Raw genomic sequence first — 15,328 nt, 5'->3', positions numbered from 1 at the left:
GTCAGGGTCAACCGCCCGCGGCCCCCGAGGGCTCGGGCGCCGGAGTTCAGGCCCCTGCCAGCGAGAGCTTCGCCGCGAAGCCGAGGAAGAGGGCGCCGGCGGCCGTGGTCGCTCCCGCCGCGAGGCGGCGGCGGGAGCGGAAGGCCGCCGCGAGCCGGGTCCCGCCGAATATCAGCGTCGTGAGGTAGAGGAAGCTGCCGAGCTGGAGCAGCGTGCCGAGGACGAGGAACGAGAGCGCCGGGTAGGCGTACCCGGGGTCCACGAACTGCACGAAGAAGGAGATCAGGAAGAGGATCGCCTTGGGGTTGAACAGGCTGATGATCAGCGCGCGGCGGTACGGCCGCTCCTCGGGAGCGGCCGGGGCCTCGGCGGTCCCGTCGGCGGACATCTCGCCGCGGGCTCGCCACATCGCCCACGCCGCCCGCAGCATCCCGACGGCCATCCAGGTCAGATAGCCCGCGCCCGCGTACTTCACGATCATGAAGAGGAGCGGCGTGGTCTGCAGCAGCGACGCCGCGCCGAGCGCGGCGAGCGTCATCAGGACCGCGTCGCCGGTGAAGACGCCGGCCGCGGCCTTGTATCCCGTCCGGGTGCCCTTGCGGGCGGCGACGGACAGCACGTACAGCGAGTTCGGCCCCGGCAGGAGGATGATGAGGACGAGGCCCGCGAGATAGGTCGGCAGATCGGTGACACCCAGCATGAGGCGGAGTCTCGCACAGGGGTACGACACTCCGCCTCGTGATTCCGTATGCCGGAAAGGCCCGAAAGATCAGAAGGCGTCGGTCGGGACGTAGGTGCCCCAGACCTCGCGCAGCGCGTTGCAGACCTCGCCGACCGTCGCGCGCGCCCTGAGGGCGTCCTTCATCGGGTAGAGCACGTTGTCGGTGCCCTCCGCGGCCTTCTTCAGCTCGACCAGCGCCGCGTCCACGGCCGCCTGGTCCCGCTCGGCGCGCAGCCTGGCGAGCCGCTCGGCCTGCTGGGCCTCGATCGCCGGGTCCACCCGCAGCGGCTCGTAGGGCTCCTCGACGTCCATCGTGTAGCGGTTGACGCCGACGACGACCCGCTCGCCGCTGTCGGTCTCCTGCGCGATGCGGTAGGCGGAGCGCTCGATCTCGCTCTTCTGGAATCCGCGCTCGATCGCGTTGACCGCGCCGCCGAGGTCCTCCACCTTCTCCATGAGGGCGACCGCGGCCGCCTCGACGTCGTCGGTCATCTTCTCGACGACGTACGACCCGGCGAACGGGTCGACGGTGGCGGTGACGTCCGTCTCGTAGGCGAGGACCTGCTGCGTGCGCAGGGCGAGCCGGGCGCTCTTGTCCGTCGGCAGGGCGATGGCCTCGTCGAAGGAGTTCGTGTGCAGCGACTGGGTGCCGCCGAGGACGGCCGCGAGCCCCTGGACGGCCACGCGCACCAGGTTCACCTCGGGCTGCTGGGCGGTGAGCTGCACGCCGGCGGTCTGGGTGTGGAAGCGGAGCATCAGCGACTTGGGGTTCTTCGCGCCGAACTCCTCCTTCATCACCCGGGCCCAGATCCGGCGGGCGGCACGGAACTTCGCGACCTCCTCGAGGATGGTCGTACGGGCCACGAAGAAGAAGGAGAGCCGGGGCGCGAAGTCGTCCACGTCCATGCCCGCCGCGACGGCGGTACGGACGTACTCGATGCCGTCCGCGAGGGTGAAGGCGATCTCCTGCGCGGGCGAGGCGCCGGCCTCGGCCATGTGGTAGCCGGAGATCGAGATGGTGTTCCACTTCGGGATCTCGGCCTTGCAGTACTTGAAGATGTCCGCGATCAGCCGCAGCGACGGCTTGGGCGGGAAGATGTACGTGCCGCGGGCGATGTACTCCTTGAGTACGTCGTTCTGGATCGTGCCGGTCAGCCGGTCCGCCGGGACGCCCTGCTCCTCGCCCACGAGTTGGTAGAGCAGGAGCAGCAGGGCGGCGGGGGCGTTGATGGTCATCGAGGTCGAGACCTTGTCCAGCGGGATCCCGCCGAAGAGCACGCGCATGTCGTCGATCGAGTCGACGGCCACACCGACCTTGCCGACCTCGCCGTGCGCGATCGGGGCGTCGGAGTCGTGGCCCATCTGGGTGGGCAGGTCGAAGGCGACGGACAGGCCCATGGTGCCGTTGTCGATGAGCTGCTTGTAGCGGGCGTTGGACTCGACGGCGGTGCCGAAGCCCGCGTACTGCCGCATCGTCCAGGGCCGGCCGGTGTACATCGACGGGTACACGCCGCGGGTGAAGGGGTACGAGCCCGGCTCGCCCAGCTTCTCGGCGGGGTCCCACCCCTCCAGGGCGGCCGGTCCGTAGACCGGCTCGATGGGCAGCCCCGACTCCGACTCGCGCGCCATCTGCTGTGCCTCCCGATAGACCTACTCAGCGGTACCGAACGTCGTGACGGACTGTAGCGGCGGCCGTGCGGCGGATGGAGGCCCGCACGCTGGGACCTTCCTCACAGCATGCTCCGGACTTTCCGCCGCCGCGCAACCAAGCGGGGCCGGTAAGCATCACATAAGTCACAGACTCATTCGGGGGGAAAAGATGCGCCGTTCGTCCGTCATACGCAGAGCACTCCTGGCCGCGGCCGCCGTGGCCCTGGCCACCGGCTGTACGGCCCAGGCGGCCGGCTCGGAGGGGGTGGGGGCGCCGTCGTCGTCTCCCACCTCCGCGTCGTCCTCCCCCGCTCCCGAACCGAGCGCCTCCGCGTCCTCGGCGGAGCCGTCGGCGACGCCCACGACGGACGACGAGCCGTCCTCCTCGCCCACCGCGGACGCGTCCGGGGGCACGGTCCTGATGAAGGACGGCGACGAGAACACGCAGGTGCGGGAGTTGCAGGCGCGGCTGCGCCAGGTCGGCTACTTCGACCGGGCGCCCACCGGCTTCTACGGCACGATCACGGGCAAGGCCGTCTCGGCCTTCCAGAAGAAGCGGGAGCTGCCGCAGACCGGTTCGGTGGACGAGACCACCTGGCAGCGTCTGGTCGCGATGACCCACGAGCCGACGGCGGACGAGCTGAAGCCGTCCACGACGAACAAGCTGGACAAGCCGGACGCCCGCTGCATGACGGGCCGGGTGCTGTGCATCAGCAAGGAGAGCAGGACGCTGGCCTGGATGATCGACGGCAAGGTCGTCTCGTCGATGGACGTGCGCTTCGGTTCGGAGAACACGCCGACCCGCGAGGGCATCTTCAACGTCGACCGCAAGGTCCGTAACGACTGGTCGAAGCTCTACCACACGCCGATGCCGTACTCGATGTACTTCAGCCGGGGACAGGCCGTGCACTACTCGGCGGACTTCGCCGCCCGCGGCTACAACGGTGCCTCTCACGGCTGCGTGAACGTACGGGACCGGGGGAAGCTCTCGGCGCTCTTCGACCAGGTGCGGGTCGGCGACAAGGTCGTCGTCCACTGGTGAGCGGCTGCCGCCCGGGTGGCGGGCGGTCGAGGAGGAAAGGGCGCGGGTGGGACCGGGGGAACGTGTCCCACCCGCGCCTGTGCGCAGAGCCGAAGGTACGGGGGGAACCTTGGCTCCATGCGCGGCCGATGACCAGTCGGCTCACTCAGTACTGCGTCGGCGGGCCCGAAAGTGTCACACCTGGAGGGTGAGGGGCTGCGCGTCGGCCGGTCCGGGGGTGCTTCCGGGGGCGGCGAGGGCGCGCCCGGACCGGTCGCGGCCCTTGCTCCGGCCGTCGTCACCGCCCTTGCCGGCGCTGGTGTTCCCGTGGCCGCCGCCGTGTCCGCCGTTCCAGCCGCCGGAGCCGGGCGCTCCGACGGGGCCGGCGGCGCTGTCGCCTCGATCGCTCTCGTCGCCGGAGCCGTCGTCGCCGCTCTGGTCGTCGCCCTTGCCGCCGGAATCACCGCCGGAGGTCCGGCCGGTCGAGCCCGAGGACCCCGATCCGGTGGAGCTCCCGTAGTCGCCCGAGCCGCTCCAGTCGCCGGCCAGGACCCGGTCGCAGAAGCGGCGGACGGTCTCGCCGCTCCGCGCCGATCCGGCGAGCCGCCGCTGGTCGCTGTCGTCCAGGCGTCCGGCCTTGTAGTCCTGGCACGCCTTGAGGGTCTTCGCCCGGAAGGTGGACCGGTCCGGGTCGGAGGCGCTCCCGCTCCGCCGGGGCTCGGGGCTGCCGCCGTCCGGTCCGGCCGTACCGCCCGACCCGGGCGTGGCCGAGGGCGCGCCCGACGACGAGGGGGACGGACCGGCGGACGGACTCTCGGTGCCGGGGGGCGCCGGGGGCGTGGCGGTACCCGAGCCGTCCTCGGGGGTCTCGGAGCGCAGTGGTTCGGGGGTGTCGGCGACCGTCACGGACGAGGCGGGCGCGGGGGCGTCGGCGAACGGCCGGGGCAGCAGACCCGTGCCGGCGGCGACGGCGACGCCGCCCACGGCGACGGCCGCGACCGCGGCGGCCAGGCCGTACCGCAGGGAGCGCCCCCACTTCCGGGCGGAGGCGGGAGGGGCGAGCCGCACGCCGTCGAGCTCGGCGGCGGTAGGCCCGGGTGCGCCGGCGGCGGACGCCGCGAGGGCGGCGGCCCTGGCCGTCACCTCGCGGAAGGCGGCCAGGGCCGCCGCCTCGCCCGGAAGCTCGGCCTCCGCCGCGAGGGCGGGCGGCACGGCACGGGCGGATTCGAGGGCGCGGGCCAGGCGTCCGGCCTGTTCACGGGCGTGATCGTCGACGGCGTCGACCGGTTCGCCGCGCAGCAACCGCTCCGCGGCCTCCTGGTCGAGCCATGGGTACCGCTCGTCGGCCATCACATGTCCTTCTGCGTACACGCGCGCGATTGCGTCACACCACCCGGGGCCGGGGCAGCCTGCCCGCGGCCGCGCTGCGGCGGTACGCCCCCGAGCGGGACGGCGCTCGCGTCGGCCCCGTCGGCGCCGTCGGCCCCGAGGAGTTCGGCGAGCCGCTTGAGACCGCGGTGCGCCGCCGTCCGTACGGCGCCGGGACGTTTGCCGAGGGTGTCGGCGGCGCTCTTGGCGTCCAGGCCGACGACGACCCGGAGGACCACGGCCTCGGCCTGGTCCTGCGGGAGTTGCGCGATCAGGTGCATGGTACGGCCGGTGGCGAGTGCTTCCATGGCCTCGTCCGCGGTGTCGGAGTCGGCCGGCTTGTCGGTGAGTTCGGTCTCGTCGCCGCCCACGGCGGGGCGCCTGCCCCGCATGCGGATGTGGTCGAGCGCCCGGTTGCGGGCGATACGGGCCGCCCAGCCCCGGAACCGGTCGGCGTCGCCGTCGAAGCGGTCGAGGTCACGGGCTATCTGGAGCCAGGACTCGGAGGCCACGTCTTCGGCGTCGGCGTCACCGACGAGCGTACGTATGTAGCCGAGCAGCCGGGGATGCACGGCGCGGTACACCGCACGGAAGGCGTCCTCGTCCCCGTTCCGCGCGGCGAGCACGGCGGCCGTCAGCTCCGCGTCGTCCCCCAGCACTCCCCACAACCTGTTCGTCATCGCGGCTGGTCACCACCGCCACGCCGCCCGGCGCGCAGCAGCACGCTACGTCCTTCTCCGTCGTCGCGTCCATGTTCGTCCGCTCTTTGTACAAACTGCAACCTTCTCCGCCCGCCCCGCGGTGTGACAGAAAACGCACGCCTGGCGCTGAGAGGAGTACGGGGCCGTGCTGCGGCCCCGGCGGACGACGACCGGGGCCTCTCCTGTGGGGGGTGGCGGCCCTGGTCGTCTTCCTTTTCCCGGCGACGCCCCTCCGCCTTACTGGTGACGCCCCCTCCGCCGGGTGGGCCGTCACTGCTCCCGCTTCGCGAACCACTCGGCCAGGTAACCGGTGCAGCCGCGATACCACTCCTCGGGCGACGAGTGAAAGCCTGTGGGCGCCTTCCCACCCGCCATGATCCGTTGCACGATGCCCTGGCAGTTCTTGTACAGCGTGTCGCGAACGGTCCCGGGTCCGGAACCAGGAACTTGCAGCGTGATCTGGTTGTTGGCCAGCACTGTTCTCGTGATCGAGTAACCGTGGTCGAAGACGCTCGGCGAGCCCTTCCCGTCCGAAACTCCCGGCCGGCCGCTCGCGCCTTCGCCGCGCAGCGCCCACGCCGAGCTGAGGAGAGTCAGGAAGAGGACACACCAGAGGAGCCCCTGGAGCACAGAGGGAAGGCGGCAGAACCGCCGATATAAGCGAGTGGGAATATGCACCCGCTCAAAGCTACTGGGGCACCCTGAGCTGTCCACCCCGACCCGGCTCGCCGCCGGCAAGCGGAGCAGTCCGCAGTGGCGATCAGACCCGTGGAACCTGCCGCCGCGTTCGCCGCCGGCCGGCAGACGCGGACCGCACCCCCTCCGTGAGGCCCTTGCTATTCGGCCCGCCCCCCCAGGTCCTCGCCGGCCTCGCGCAGAGCGCGGACTGCCTGAACCGCTTCTGCGAGGTTACGCATGACCTCACTTCCCGCCTGGTTCGCCAGCGGGCGCGCCACGTCCTCCTTGGCTGCTGTGGACGTCAGCAGGCCGAACACGTCTTTGGCGCGGTGCGCGGCCCCGAGCAGCTCGCGCGTCGTCAGATCCACTTCGTCGACGAGCTGTCCCCAGGTGAGCTCGGAGTGATCGGTAGCGGGCACGGCGAGTTCTGATTGCGGGTCAGACGCGTGGTTCTTCTCGCCGGCACACGCCGCCGCGCCCAACGTCGCCGGAACAGGAAGGGCAGATGGAATGACACCCTGTGAGGACGAAACCGGCAGCGAGTACTGCGAAGACGATGCGGTAATCGGTGCTGTATAACCGCCTCCACCGGCGAGCGGCAGTGGCGGAGGGGAGCTCTGGCTGCGCCGGGGTGAAGGCACCTTCTGTGGGCGCTTCCCAGACTCTTTCGGAAATTCTCGGTCGAACCAGGCTGTGTTCATCTCCTCGATGAGCAGGTTGCCCGAGCGGCTCACCCGCCGAGGCTTTCGGTCCCCGTCGTTCATCGCCTCAGCCAGTTCACGGAGCAATGCCACCGCCATGCCCCGGTTATTCCGCAGAGCGTTGAGGTGATTCTTCACCGTGCGCCGAACGCGCGCAGCTTTCGCTCCGTCGTCATCGTCGGTCTTCTGACCGGTCAACGACCCTCGATCGGCATCGATGATGTCGAAGGCAGCCAGCCAGTGCGCAGCCCTGTAAGCCACCAACTCTTCGAACGCCTCATCATCCGAGTCCGCAGCAGCCAGTAGCTCTCTCAGCGGACGCCCGGAAAAAACAAGCCCGGCTCGGACACTTCCGGCGTTGAATACCTCCGCAATGCGCGGATTCCAGGGTGCAGGGTAGCTTTCCGAGGTGAGGGCGGACCATGCACGCGCTCGCCGATTGATTTCCGGACTACTGAGCTGTGAAGGGGGAGATTCACTGAGGGCGCGACGGAGCAGCAGTTTCTTCTGCGGATCATCCGGGAACAACTCTCTCAAGATCATCATGGACCGGAGATCTCGAAGCTCGGCAATCGTGGCGTCCTCAGGGGCTGTGGGCAGGTCCGTGATGGGCGCCAGCCCCGAGAGGACTTGAGACTCCTTCTCGTCGAGCAGCCCCTCGGCCACATACACGCCGAGCACGCTGCGCCCTAGAGCTCGGCCTCGATCGTTTGGAACAAACTCAAGCGGCGGGTGAACATGGTCACGGCGATTACTCATCTGCACAATGCGGTAAATCCGCTCCGGCGTGGGCGAGCCGATCACTAGATGCGCTGATACCACAGCCACATTAGTTGCCCGAAGCGCAGCGTCTTCCTCATTACCGTCGCGCTCCGCTGCTGCTCGCTCCCGATTTAGGCGTTCCGAAAGCTTACCGACCCAGACGTGCGGGTCGAAAAGAATCTCGTCACTGCTCAACCCCAGTTTGACTGCGGGGACACCGGCCAGAACTTCAGCAGACGTCACCCCAAAAATGTCCTGACGTCGCTTAGTGCGGTTGTTTCCGCGAACAGCCATCCAGCCCACATACTCGGTTGGATACCTCGGGATTCCTACGTCATTGAGCGGAGGCTCTTCTTCTAGGCGGAAAAGTTGAGGGATGTACATCCCCGGCTCTTGTTGACCATTGAGGACCAAATCCTCCTTCAAGTCGTAGGCGCGCAGTCCATCTCGCCGGTCAAGCTCGTCGGCTGCCTCTTCCGTGTTTGACATCAGCCACTCGCGAGTTGGGGAATAGCTCATAAGAGCCGCATAAGGTCCCTCGCCCGGGTCTGCCTCCTCTCGCTCCCAAGGGAATACCCTGGTGAGCGAACGTTGAGTTTTGCTGCCGACAGCGGGATCTGCTGTGGAGTGCCAGAGGGAACTGATCCGCTCGTTGTGTTCCCAAACGATTCCGGACACTCCATGCAACTGCACCTCGACCATCAGCATTTCCCCCGCATCGGTCCGCACTCTCCGCAAGGCCCCCTCTCGGAGCGTGTGGCCGCCGTGCGCATCCTGATCGCTCAGCGTGCTTTCCGGATCAACCAAGAAGGCAGCAGCATTCTCCAGGGCCGCTCGCGGGGTGTTCACGCCCGGTGTGGCCAAGGCTGCATCCACCCAGACACGCCGACGTTCTTCCGAAACCGGGGAGGGGAAAGGGCCAGATTTTGCGAGGGTAGTCACGCGAGCACCTCTTTCACTGTTACCAGTCATACAACTTGGCGATTTCCCTGAGAGCTTTCGCCGTGAGGTTAGAAGCGTCGCCACCGGAATCCCGAAGTGCGTTCTGCACGCTAAAGAGCAGAGAGAACGTCCGCATCACCCGAGAGAGACGGAGCTCTCTCGCCTGCCTCGCCTGCAATTGCTCTACTTCATGAAGCCTGCGAAGGATCTCTGCGCCATTCTCAGATCCTGGATCCGGCTCCTGAGAAGGGTCCGAAGTCGGAGACGTGGACATCGATGGAACCCTTCGAGTGGCGACTAGGAACACCCACTCTGCCAGCATCAGGAGCCCTCGACAGTCAGATTTTGCGCAATGACCGTAAGAGCTCATTATTGATCAGATCTCGATCACCCCTCTCGCTAGCATGTCAAAAGAATCCTGCCCTCAGCGCAGGTTACAAATTTGAACACGCACCAATGGAGAGGTGCGGAGCTTTTCGAATTATTCTTCGATTCCCTATTTCCCCGGCCTTCGTTGACGGGGACCTGTTTTTACGGTAAAGAGTCACCTCGATCAACACTTGCGGTTCTCCGGTTCCGCAGTGCCGGTCGAGATGGGGCGCACAGCCTTCCCGCTTACTCCCCTGCGTCGCGGACCTCGGCGAACCAGCGCCAGGTCGTCAGTCGGTCGCGTCCTTCGAGGTCTCCGCGACCCGTGGCCCACAGCAGGGTCGGCCAACGGTCGGTGTCCGTGGGGGCGTCGGGGAAGAGGCGGGTCAGGGTGCGGGCGCACAGGCCGGACGGTGGGGTCCAGGGGACGCCGAGGCCGAGGGCGATGTCATGGGTGTGGACCAGGACCTCGACGATGCCCATCGCCGCGAAGCCCGCCGGGTCGGAGACTCCGTGGCAGTGGTACGAGCGCCGGTCGGCCGGAGCCGTACGGACCAGGGCGGTGAGCAGCGAGCCGCAGGACTCGAGGACCTGGAGGAGGCCGGGGACGCCGGCCGCCGGGTCGGCAAAGGTGACGTTCGCCGGGCCTCCTTCGCGCCGCCGGGTCCAGAGGAAGGGCACCTCCGTGTCGAGCGGCGGGGCTTCGAGGCCGATCTGGACGGCGTAGGCGAAGAGGTCGTCGGCGAGGTGCTCGGCGGTCTCCCAGCAGCTCCAGGTGAGCGAGCCGGCGGGCCGTTGCCAGTCGGCGGCGGCGCCTGCCGCCGAGGCGCCGCGCAGCGTGGCGAGGCAGAGGCGGACGGCGTGCTGGAGGTCGTCGGCGGCGAGGGCGTGCTCGGGCGTCGTCATGGAGATCATCATGACGACCCTCACAGTGTCAACCGACGGTTGACAGTGTGCGACTGTCAACCTAAGGTTGCACCCATGACGAAACCAGTCGGCATGACCCATCCCGTCCGGCTCGACGACCTCATCGAAGCGATCAAGAAGGTCCACACCGACGCGCTCGACCAGCTCTCCGACGCGGTCATCGCGGCGGACCACCTCGGCGACGTGGCGGACCACCTCATCGGCCACTTCGTGGACCAGGCACGGCGTTCGGGCGCCTCCTGGACCGACATCGGCAGGAGCATGGGCGTCACCAGGCAGGCGGCCCAGAAGCGCTTCGTGCCCAAGGACCCCAAGGACTCGGACTCCACGAAGCTGGACCCGGGCGAGGGCTTCAACCGGTTCACCCCGCGGGCCAGGAACGTCGTGATGGCCGCGCAGAACGAGGCCGCGGCCGCGCGCAACGCCGAGACGCTCCCCGGCCACCTCGCCCTCGGCCTCCTCGCCGAGCCGGAGGGAATCGCCGTCCTCTGGATCAGTTCGCAAGGCGTGACCCCCGACCAGGTGCGCGAGGCCGTCACGGCGACGCTGCCGCCGCCGGCGGAGGAGGTGCCCGGGCTCATCCCGTACGACGCGGGCGCGAAGAAGGTCCTGGAGCTCACGTTCCGGGAGGCCCTGCGTCTGGGTCACAACTACGTCGGTACGGAGCACATCCTGCTGGCGCTCCTTGAGTTCGAGGACGGCAAGGGCGTCCTCACGGGCCTCGGCCTCGACAAGGCGCGGGCGGAGCGCGAGATCGCGGAGACGATCGCCTCGGCGTCCCTGCCGGGCCAGGAGGCCTGACCGTTCCGGCCGGACGCCCGACGGGCACCGGCCGGGACACCGTCCCCCGCGGCGCGGCCCCCGGGCGAGCCGCGCCTGCCGGGCCGCGCGACCTTGTCCCGACGTCTCAGGCGGCGAGAGCCCTCGTAGGAGACCACGCGGAGCACCCGGCCGCCGTATGCGCGGCCTGCCGGCCCACACGGCTCCGCCCAAAACGCCTCAGGCCGTACGCGCCCTGCGCGAGACCACCGCGCGGAGCACCCGGCCGCCCTCCGTGGAGAGTTCGCGGGCCCGGCGCAGGCCCGTCGGGCCGTGGGCGACGGATTCCAAAACAGCGTGCTGGCGGCGCAGTTCGCCGGCGAGGAGCGGCCCCGCGCCGGTCGCGTCGCCGGAGCGGCACGCCTCGACCAGTTCGGGCGCACCTCCTGCCCCGTCGTACCGCCCGTGCAGCGTGAGGGCGGTGGCGGAACAGCCCGAGGCCCAGGCGCGCAGGTCCGGCGCGGCCCACTCGGCGGGGGCGGCGCCCAGCATCTCCCGGACGAGCCGGGCCGCCTCGTCGTTCGCGGGGGCACCGTCCAGCTCGACGCCGGCCTTGGCGAGCGCCTCGCCCCACGCACCGCCGTCTCCGCGCGCCACGGCCGCCCAGACGGGCCGGAGCGCCTCGCCGCCGTCGGGCGCGAGCAGCGGCAGGCACCGGTCCAGGCAGGCGAGCCCGGCCGCGGCCAGACCCCGTTCGTCGGCCAGGTCGATCAGTTCCAGCAGGCTCATGGAGGCCTCCCGTAGCGGACGCAGTACTCCTCTTACTGCGCCGCTTGGCGCATTTACGTCACTGCGCGGCCGGAATCATGCCAGTGACCTTCGACCGCTGCATAGAGGTCAGACGACGGACGAAGAGGATCGCCAGCCCCGCCGCGACGATGTCCACCAGAGCCGCGCCCATGAAGAAGCCCGCCCCGGCCGCGAACTCCTCTGCCGTGTCGGCGTCGTCGTACACCGCCGTGGCGAAGGGGTCGGCCAGGTTCGTCAGGATCCAGAAGGCCCACCACAGGTTGAGCACCGCGAACGACTCCCCCGCGCCCTTGCCGTCGCCGTACGGGTCCCGGCGGCTCGCCCGCCAGGTGCCGGCCGCCACGCTCCGCGGCCACCAGAGGTTGGCGACCGGGACGAACCAGGCGCCGATGGCCCAGCCGGGGCCGCCGCGGTGCAGATCGGGCGCGAAGACTCCGGCGTTCCTGCGGACCCGGAAGAACCAGACGATGAAGACGACGGTGAGCGCCAGTTGCACCAGCCCCCGGACCACCGTGGCGCCCTCGACACCCGGGTGCACGAAGTCCGCCCACTCCGGGTGGCCCTGAGAGCCCCCCGCCATCAGGAGGCGGACGTCGAGGGCCGCGGCGAAGAGGGCGGCGTCGGCCACGGCCATCGCCGCGAGCAGCGCCACGACGGCGTACGACAGGCCGACGGGATTGCGGAGCATGAGTGAGCGAGACCCCCACGGACGAGACGGCACCCCTCCCCGAGGCGCCGGGCGGCCGGGCGGCCGCAGCGCTGGGAGCGTACCCGCGTCGCCTCGGCGCCCCTCCGCCGCCCGGAGCCCTCGCCCAACCGCCGGCGGCTCGGCGCCCCTCCACCCCCGGCGCCCGCAACCCCTCTCAGCCCGTCGACGACTCGGGGGCCCGCAACCCCTCTCAGCCCGTCGACGACTCGGCTCACCTCAACCACCCAGAGCCCCCTCCCGGCCCGTCGACGGCTCAGCGCACCTCCGCCGCCAGGGCCCGGAACCGCTCCCAGCTCAGCGTCGGCTCGCGCGCGTCCCACAGTTTCTGCGCCGTCGCCGTCAGCGGCATCCGTATCCCCGCGGCCACCTGCGCCTGCGTCTGGGCGCCCGCCAGGTCGCACCAGACCGCGAAACGGCCGCCCAGGATCTGGGGCCCGTACCGCTCGGGGACCGGTGTCGTGCCGCGCAGGACCAGCGGTGTCCACTGCTCGTAGATGCGCCGGCCGGTGGGGTACGTGAACTCGTTCGGCTCGCCGAGGACGTAGTAGAGGAACTCGTCGTTGAGGTTGACCACCGGCCGGCCCTCGCTCAGGTACTCGACCGGCGGCCGGGCCCCGATCTCCTTGCCGGTCCAGTACTCGACCTCGATGTTCTTGTCGGCGTTCACGACCCCGCCGCCGAAGAAGCCGTCGTTCCAGGCCTTGGCCGTCTTGTCCGCGGCCCGGACGACCGCCGCGCGGTCGTTGAGCCAGCCCTCCGCGAGGTCCTGGATCCCGGCCTGCGGCCCGTACTTCTCCCGCGCCGCCGTGGCGAGCTGCGGGTAGGAGGCGGCCGGGTCGCGCACGGTCAGCGCCTGGTACTCGTCCGCGCCGACGTGGAACCAGCCGCCGGGGAACAGCGCGGAGTACTCCCGCAGCAGGTCGTCGACGATCGCCGCCGCGCCCGGCTTGGAGATGTCGATGGCCCCCTGGCGCGGGGTCCCCTGGACGTTGAGCAGCCGGAGGTCCGGGTGGGCGCGCAGGACGGCCCCGAGGTGTCCGGGCGAGTCGATCTCGGGCACGACGGTGATGTGCCGGCTCGCCGCGAGGGCGATGATCCGCCGTACCTCGGCCTTGGTGAGGTGCTGGGCGGAGACGATCTCGGGGTGGGTGTCGGAGGCGATCCGGAAGCCCTGGTCGTCGGAGAAGTGCAGGCCGAGCTGGTTGAGCTTGAGGTCCCCCATCTCGCGGACGCGGTCCTCGATCCAGCCCGCGTCGAAGTGCTTGCGGGCGATGTCGAGGTTCAGTCCGCGCTGCGGCTTGGCCGGCCGGTCGTTCACGACGCCCTCGGGCATGGCGCCCGAGCCCTTGACGGACTGCTTGAGCGTGCGGGTGCCGTAGAAGACGCCGGCCTCGTCCGGGCCGGTGATCCGCACGCGGTTGTCGCGGGTCGTGAGGGTGTACGACTCGGCGGCGCCCTTGCCGCCGAGCGCCAGCTCGACATCGCCGGAGCGGGGGGCCGCCACCCCTCGGTACGGGATCCTCAGCTCGCCCGCGAGGAGCCTGCCCTCGTCGGCGAGGCGCTCGCTGCCCTTGGCGACGACGACTCCCGTGTTCGGCGCCGGCCGCCAGCCGGGGCCCCGGGCCGGCTCGTGCGAGGCGACGGCGGGAATGGTGAGAGGGGCGGACGAGAGCGGATAGGTCCGGGTGGGGGTCGGTGTGGGGGTGGGGCTCGCCCCACCCGGCGTCGACGGCGTCGGTGGCGCGCCGACGGCGGAGGACGGGGCACCGGGTCCGGAGACGGTTCCCGTGGACCCCTGCGACGACCCGCCGGAGCAGGCCGCCACGGTGACCGACGCCACCACGGCCGCGAGGAGAGCGGGGCCCCTGTGGGACCCCCGTATGGAGTACCGCATCACTCGGAATCCTCCCTCAGGAAGCGGAACGGGGCCATCCGGGGGAATCGGGCGCGCGGCCCGGCGCCGTCCGGAACGTCCACCGCCGTATCCGAAACTCTCCCTTCCGGGTGAAATTCGCGCATCCGTCGGACGACTCCCCCTCCCCGTCGATAACGTTGCGCCACACCCACCCCACCCTTCCCGGAGCCCACGCTGACCAGCGACACCCACGCCCCCTCCAGGAACCTGGGCTCCCCCGCCATACCTGCCCGGCAGGGCGGTCACCGGCACCCCACCGGCCTCCTGCGCTTCAACGTGGCCCCGCCCGGCGTGGTGGAGGAGCTGCTCCTCGGCTGCTGCGGGAGTCGCCGTTGGGCCGAACGGGTGGCCGCGCACCGTCCGTACCCGACGCTGGACGCGCTGCTCGCCGCCGCCGACGAGGCCGGCTACGACCTGTCCCGGGCCGACCTCGACGAGGCGCTGTCGGGCGAGGAGTCGGCGGCCTCCGCCTCGCTGCACCCGCACGCCCCGCCGGCCGCAGACACGGCCCTGCGGGCCGCCCACGGCGCGTACGAGAGCCGCTTCGGACACGCCTTCGTGATCAGCCTCGACGGGGTGCGGCCCGGTGAGCGGCTCGACCAGGTCCTCGCGGCCCTCCGGTCGCGGCTGGGCAACGAGCGGGACGAGGAGCGGGCGATCACGGCGGACGAGCTCCGCCGACTCGCCCGGGCACGGCTCGTTCAGCTGGTGTCCCACCAGAATCTGTCCGCTATGCGGTGATTCGGGCTTGTGTGATAGCCCGTCCGTGCCTGTTTGATCACACCTATGGACCCCGCGCGAGCGAACCGACAAGTCGTCGCTACGATGACCAGGGCCGGTGGACCGTACCCGGCCGGGTCAGACCGACACTGAAGCCGGCCGACCCTGATCCCCGCTCCCGGAGGGTTTTTCCGTGCCGGCTGGAACGCTGTACCGCGGCCGGGAAGGAATGTGGTCCTGGGTGGCTCATCGAGTCACCGGCGTCCTCATCTTCTTCTTCCTGTTCGTACACGTGCTGGACACCGCTCTCGTCCGCGTCTCCCCCGAGGCGTACGACGATGTCGTCGCCACGTACAAGACGCCGATCGTCGCACTCCTCGAGTACGGCCTCGTCGCCGCCATTCTCTTCCACGCGCTGAACGGCCTCAGGGTCATCGCCGTGGACTTCTGGTCCAAGGGCCCGCGCTACCAGAAGCAGATGCTCTGGACCGTCGTGGGCATCTGGGTCGTGCTGATGGCGGGCTCTGTGTATCCCGTCCTCGGCCACGCCGCACGTGAACTGTTCGGGAGCTGAC

Annotated in this window: 14 protein-coding genes; 4 read left to right on the top strand and 10 right to left on the bottom strand. The window is 70.2% G+C overall.

What is annotated here, in order from left to right; translation table 11 throughout:
- Positions 1 to 46: 46 nt before the first annotated feature.
- Positions 47 to 700, bottom strand: coding sequence for a leucine efflux protein LeuE (gene leuE / locus ACZ68P_RS25250; protein WP_471009879.1), 654 nt, complete (start codon positions 698 to 700; stop codon positions 47 to 49).
- Between the two features lie 69 nt (positions 701 to 769).
- Entirely contained in the window at positions 770 to 2,350 is a 1,581-nt protein-coding gene (locus ACZ68P_RS25245) for an acyl-CoA mutase large subunit family protein (protein ID WP_365720478.1), read from the bottom strand.
- Between the two features lie 190 nt (positions 2,351 to 2,540).
- On the opposite strand from ACZ68P_RS25245, the gene ACZ68P_RS25240 reads away from it, so the two are divergent.
- Positions 2,541 to 3,413: a L,D-transpeptidase family protein gene (locus ACZ68P_RS25240; protein ID WP_471009876.1), complete on the top strand. Its 873-nt coding sequence runs from the start codon at positions 2,541 to 2,543 to the stop codon at positions 3,411 to 3,413.
- A 174-nt stretch (positions 3,414 to 3,587) separates the two neighbouring features.
- On the opposite strand, the gene ACZ68P_RS25235 is transcribed toward ACZ68P_RS25240, so the two are convergent.
- From ACZ68P_RS25235 to ACZ68P_RS25215, 5 genes are all read right to left on the bottom strand, one after another.
- Positions 3,588 to 4,742, bottom strand: a complete 1,155-nt coding sequence (locus ACZ68P_RS25235; protein ID WP_471009874.1) for a hypothetical protein — start codon at positions 4,740 to 4,742, stop codon at positions 3,588 to 3,590.
- Positions 4,742 to 5,419, bottom strand: coding sequence for an RNA polymerase sigma factor (locus tag ACZ68P_RS25230; protein ID WP_471010159.1), 678 nt, complete (start codon positions 5,417 to 5,419; stop codon positions 4,742 to 4,744). The genes ACZ68P_RS25235 and ACZ68P_RS25230 overlap by 1 nt, the downstream gene beginning before the upstream one ends.
- A 312-nt stretch (positions 5,420 to 5,731) precedes the next feature.
- Positions 5,732 to 6,091 (bottom strand): hypothetical protein, encoded by a 360-nt coding sequence (locus ACZ68P_RS25225; RefSeq protein WP_471009872.1) that lies wholly within the window; start codon positions 6,089 to 6,091, stop codon positions 5,732 to 5,734.
- Positions 6,092 to 6,297: 206 nt separating this feature from the next.
- Positions 6,298 to 8,544 carry a hypothetical protein gene (locus ACZ68P_RS25220; protein ID WP_471009870.1) on the bottom strand — a complete coding sequence of 749 codons (2,247 nt, stop codon included), beginning with the start codon at positions 8,542 to 8,544 and terminating at the stop codon, positions 6,298 to 6,300.
- 615 nt (positions 8,545 to 9,159) lie between these two features.
- Positions 9,160 to 9,819 (bottom strand): hypothetical protein, encoded by a 660-nt coding sequence (locus ACZ68P_RS25215; RefSeq protein ID WP_471009869.1) that lies wholly within the window; start codon positions 9,817 to 9,819, stop codon positions 9,160 to 9,162.
- A gap of 75 nt (positions 9,820 to 9,894) precedes the next feature.
- On the opposite strand from ACZ68P_RS25215, the gene ACZ68P_RS25210 reads away from it, so the two are divergent.
- The gene (locus tag ACZ68P_RS25210; RefSeq protein WP_471009867.1) at positions 9,895 to 10,641 is read left to right on the top strand and encodes a Clp protease N-terminal domain-containing protein; all 747 of its coding nucleotides are present in this window, start codon (positions 9,895 to 9,897) and stop codon (positions 10,639 to 10,641) included.
- A 198-nt stretch (positions 10,642 to 10,839) separates the two neighbouring features.
- On the opposite strand, the gene ACZ68P_RS25205 is transcribed toward ACZ68P_RS25210, so the two are convergent.
- From ACZ68P_RS25205 to ACZ68P_RS25195, 3 genes are all read right to left on the bottom strand, one after another.
- Positions 10,840 to 11,388, bottom strand: a complete 549-nt coding sequence (locus ACZ68P_RS25205; protein ID WP_471009866.1) for a hypothetical protein — start codon at positions 11,386 to 11,388, stop codon at positions 10,840 to 10,842.
- 58 nt (positions 11,389 to 11,446) lie between these two features.
- Positions 11,447 to 12,097, bottom strand: coding sequence for a DUF4328 domain-containing protein (locus ACZ68P_RS25200; protein ID WP_471009864.1), 651 nt, complete (start codon positions 12,095 to 12,097; stop codon positions 11,447 to 11,449).
- 274 nt (positions 12,098 to 12,371) lie between these two features.
- Positions 12,372 to 14,012, bottom strand: coding sequence for a beta-N-acetylhexosaminidase (locus ACZ68P_RS25195; RefSeq protein WP_471009861.1), 1,641 nt, complete (start codon positions 14,010 to 14,012; stop codon positions 12,372 to 12,374).
- A 297-nt stretch (positions 14,013 to 14,309) separates the two neighbouring features.
- Here ACZ68P_RS25195 and ACZ68P_RS25190 point away from each other — a divergent pair, with 297 nt between their 5' ends.
- Complete coding sequence (locus ACZ68P_RS25190) at positions 14,310 to 14,774, top strand: 2-oxo-4-hydroxy-4-carboxy-5-ureidoimidazoline decarboxylase (protein WP_471009859.1); 465 nt, start codon at positions 14,310 to 14,312, stop codon at positions 14,772 to 14,774.
- Positions 14,775 to 14,946: 172 nt separating this feature from the next.
- Positions 14,947 to 15,327 (top strand): succinate dehydrogenase, cytochrome b556 subunit, encoded by a 381-nt coding sequence (gene sdhC, locus ACZ68P_RS25185; RefSeq protein ID WP_365720462.1) that lies wholly within the window; start codon positions 14,947 to 14,949, stop codon positions 15,325 to 15,327.
- The last annotated feature ends 1 nt before the right edge of the window (position 15,328 follow it).

The organism is Streptomyces sp. NPDC036822, from assembly GCF_055609145.1.
The sequence above is the reverse complement of the archived record's forward strand: the minus strand, read 5'-3'. Positions and strand labels throughout refer to the sequence as shown.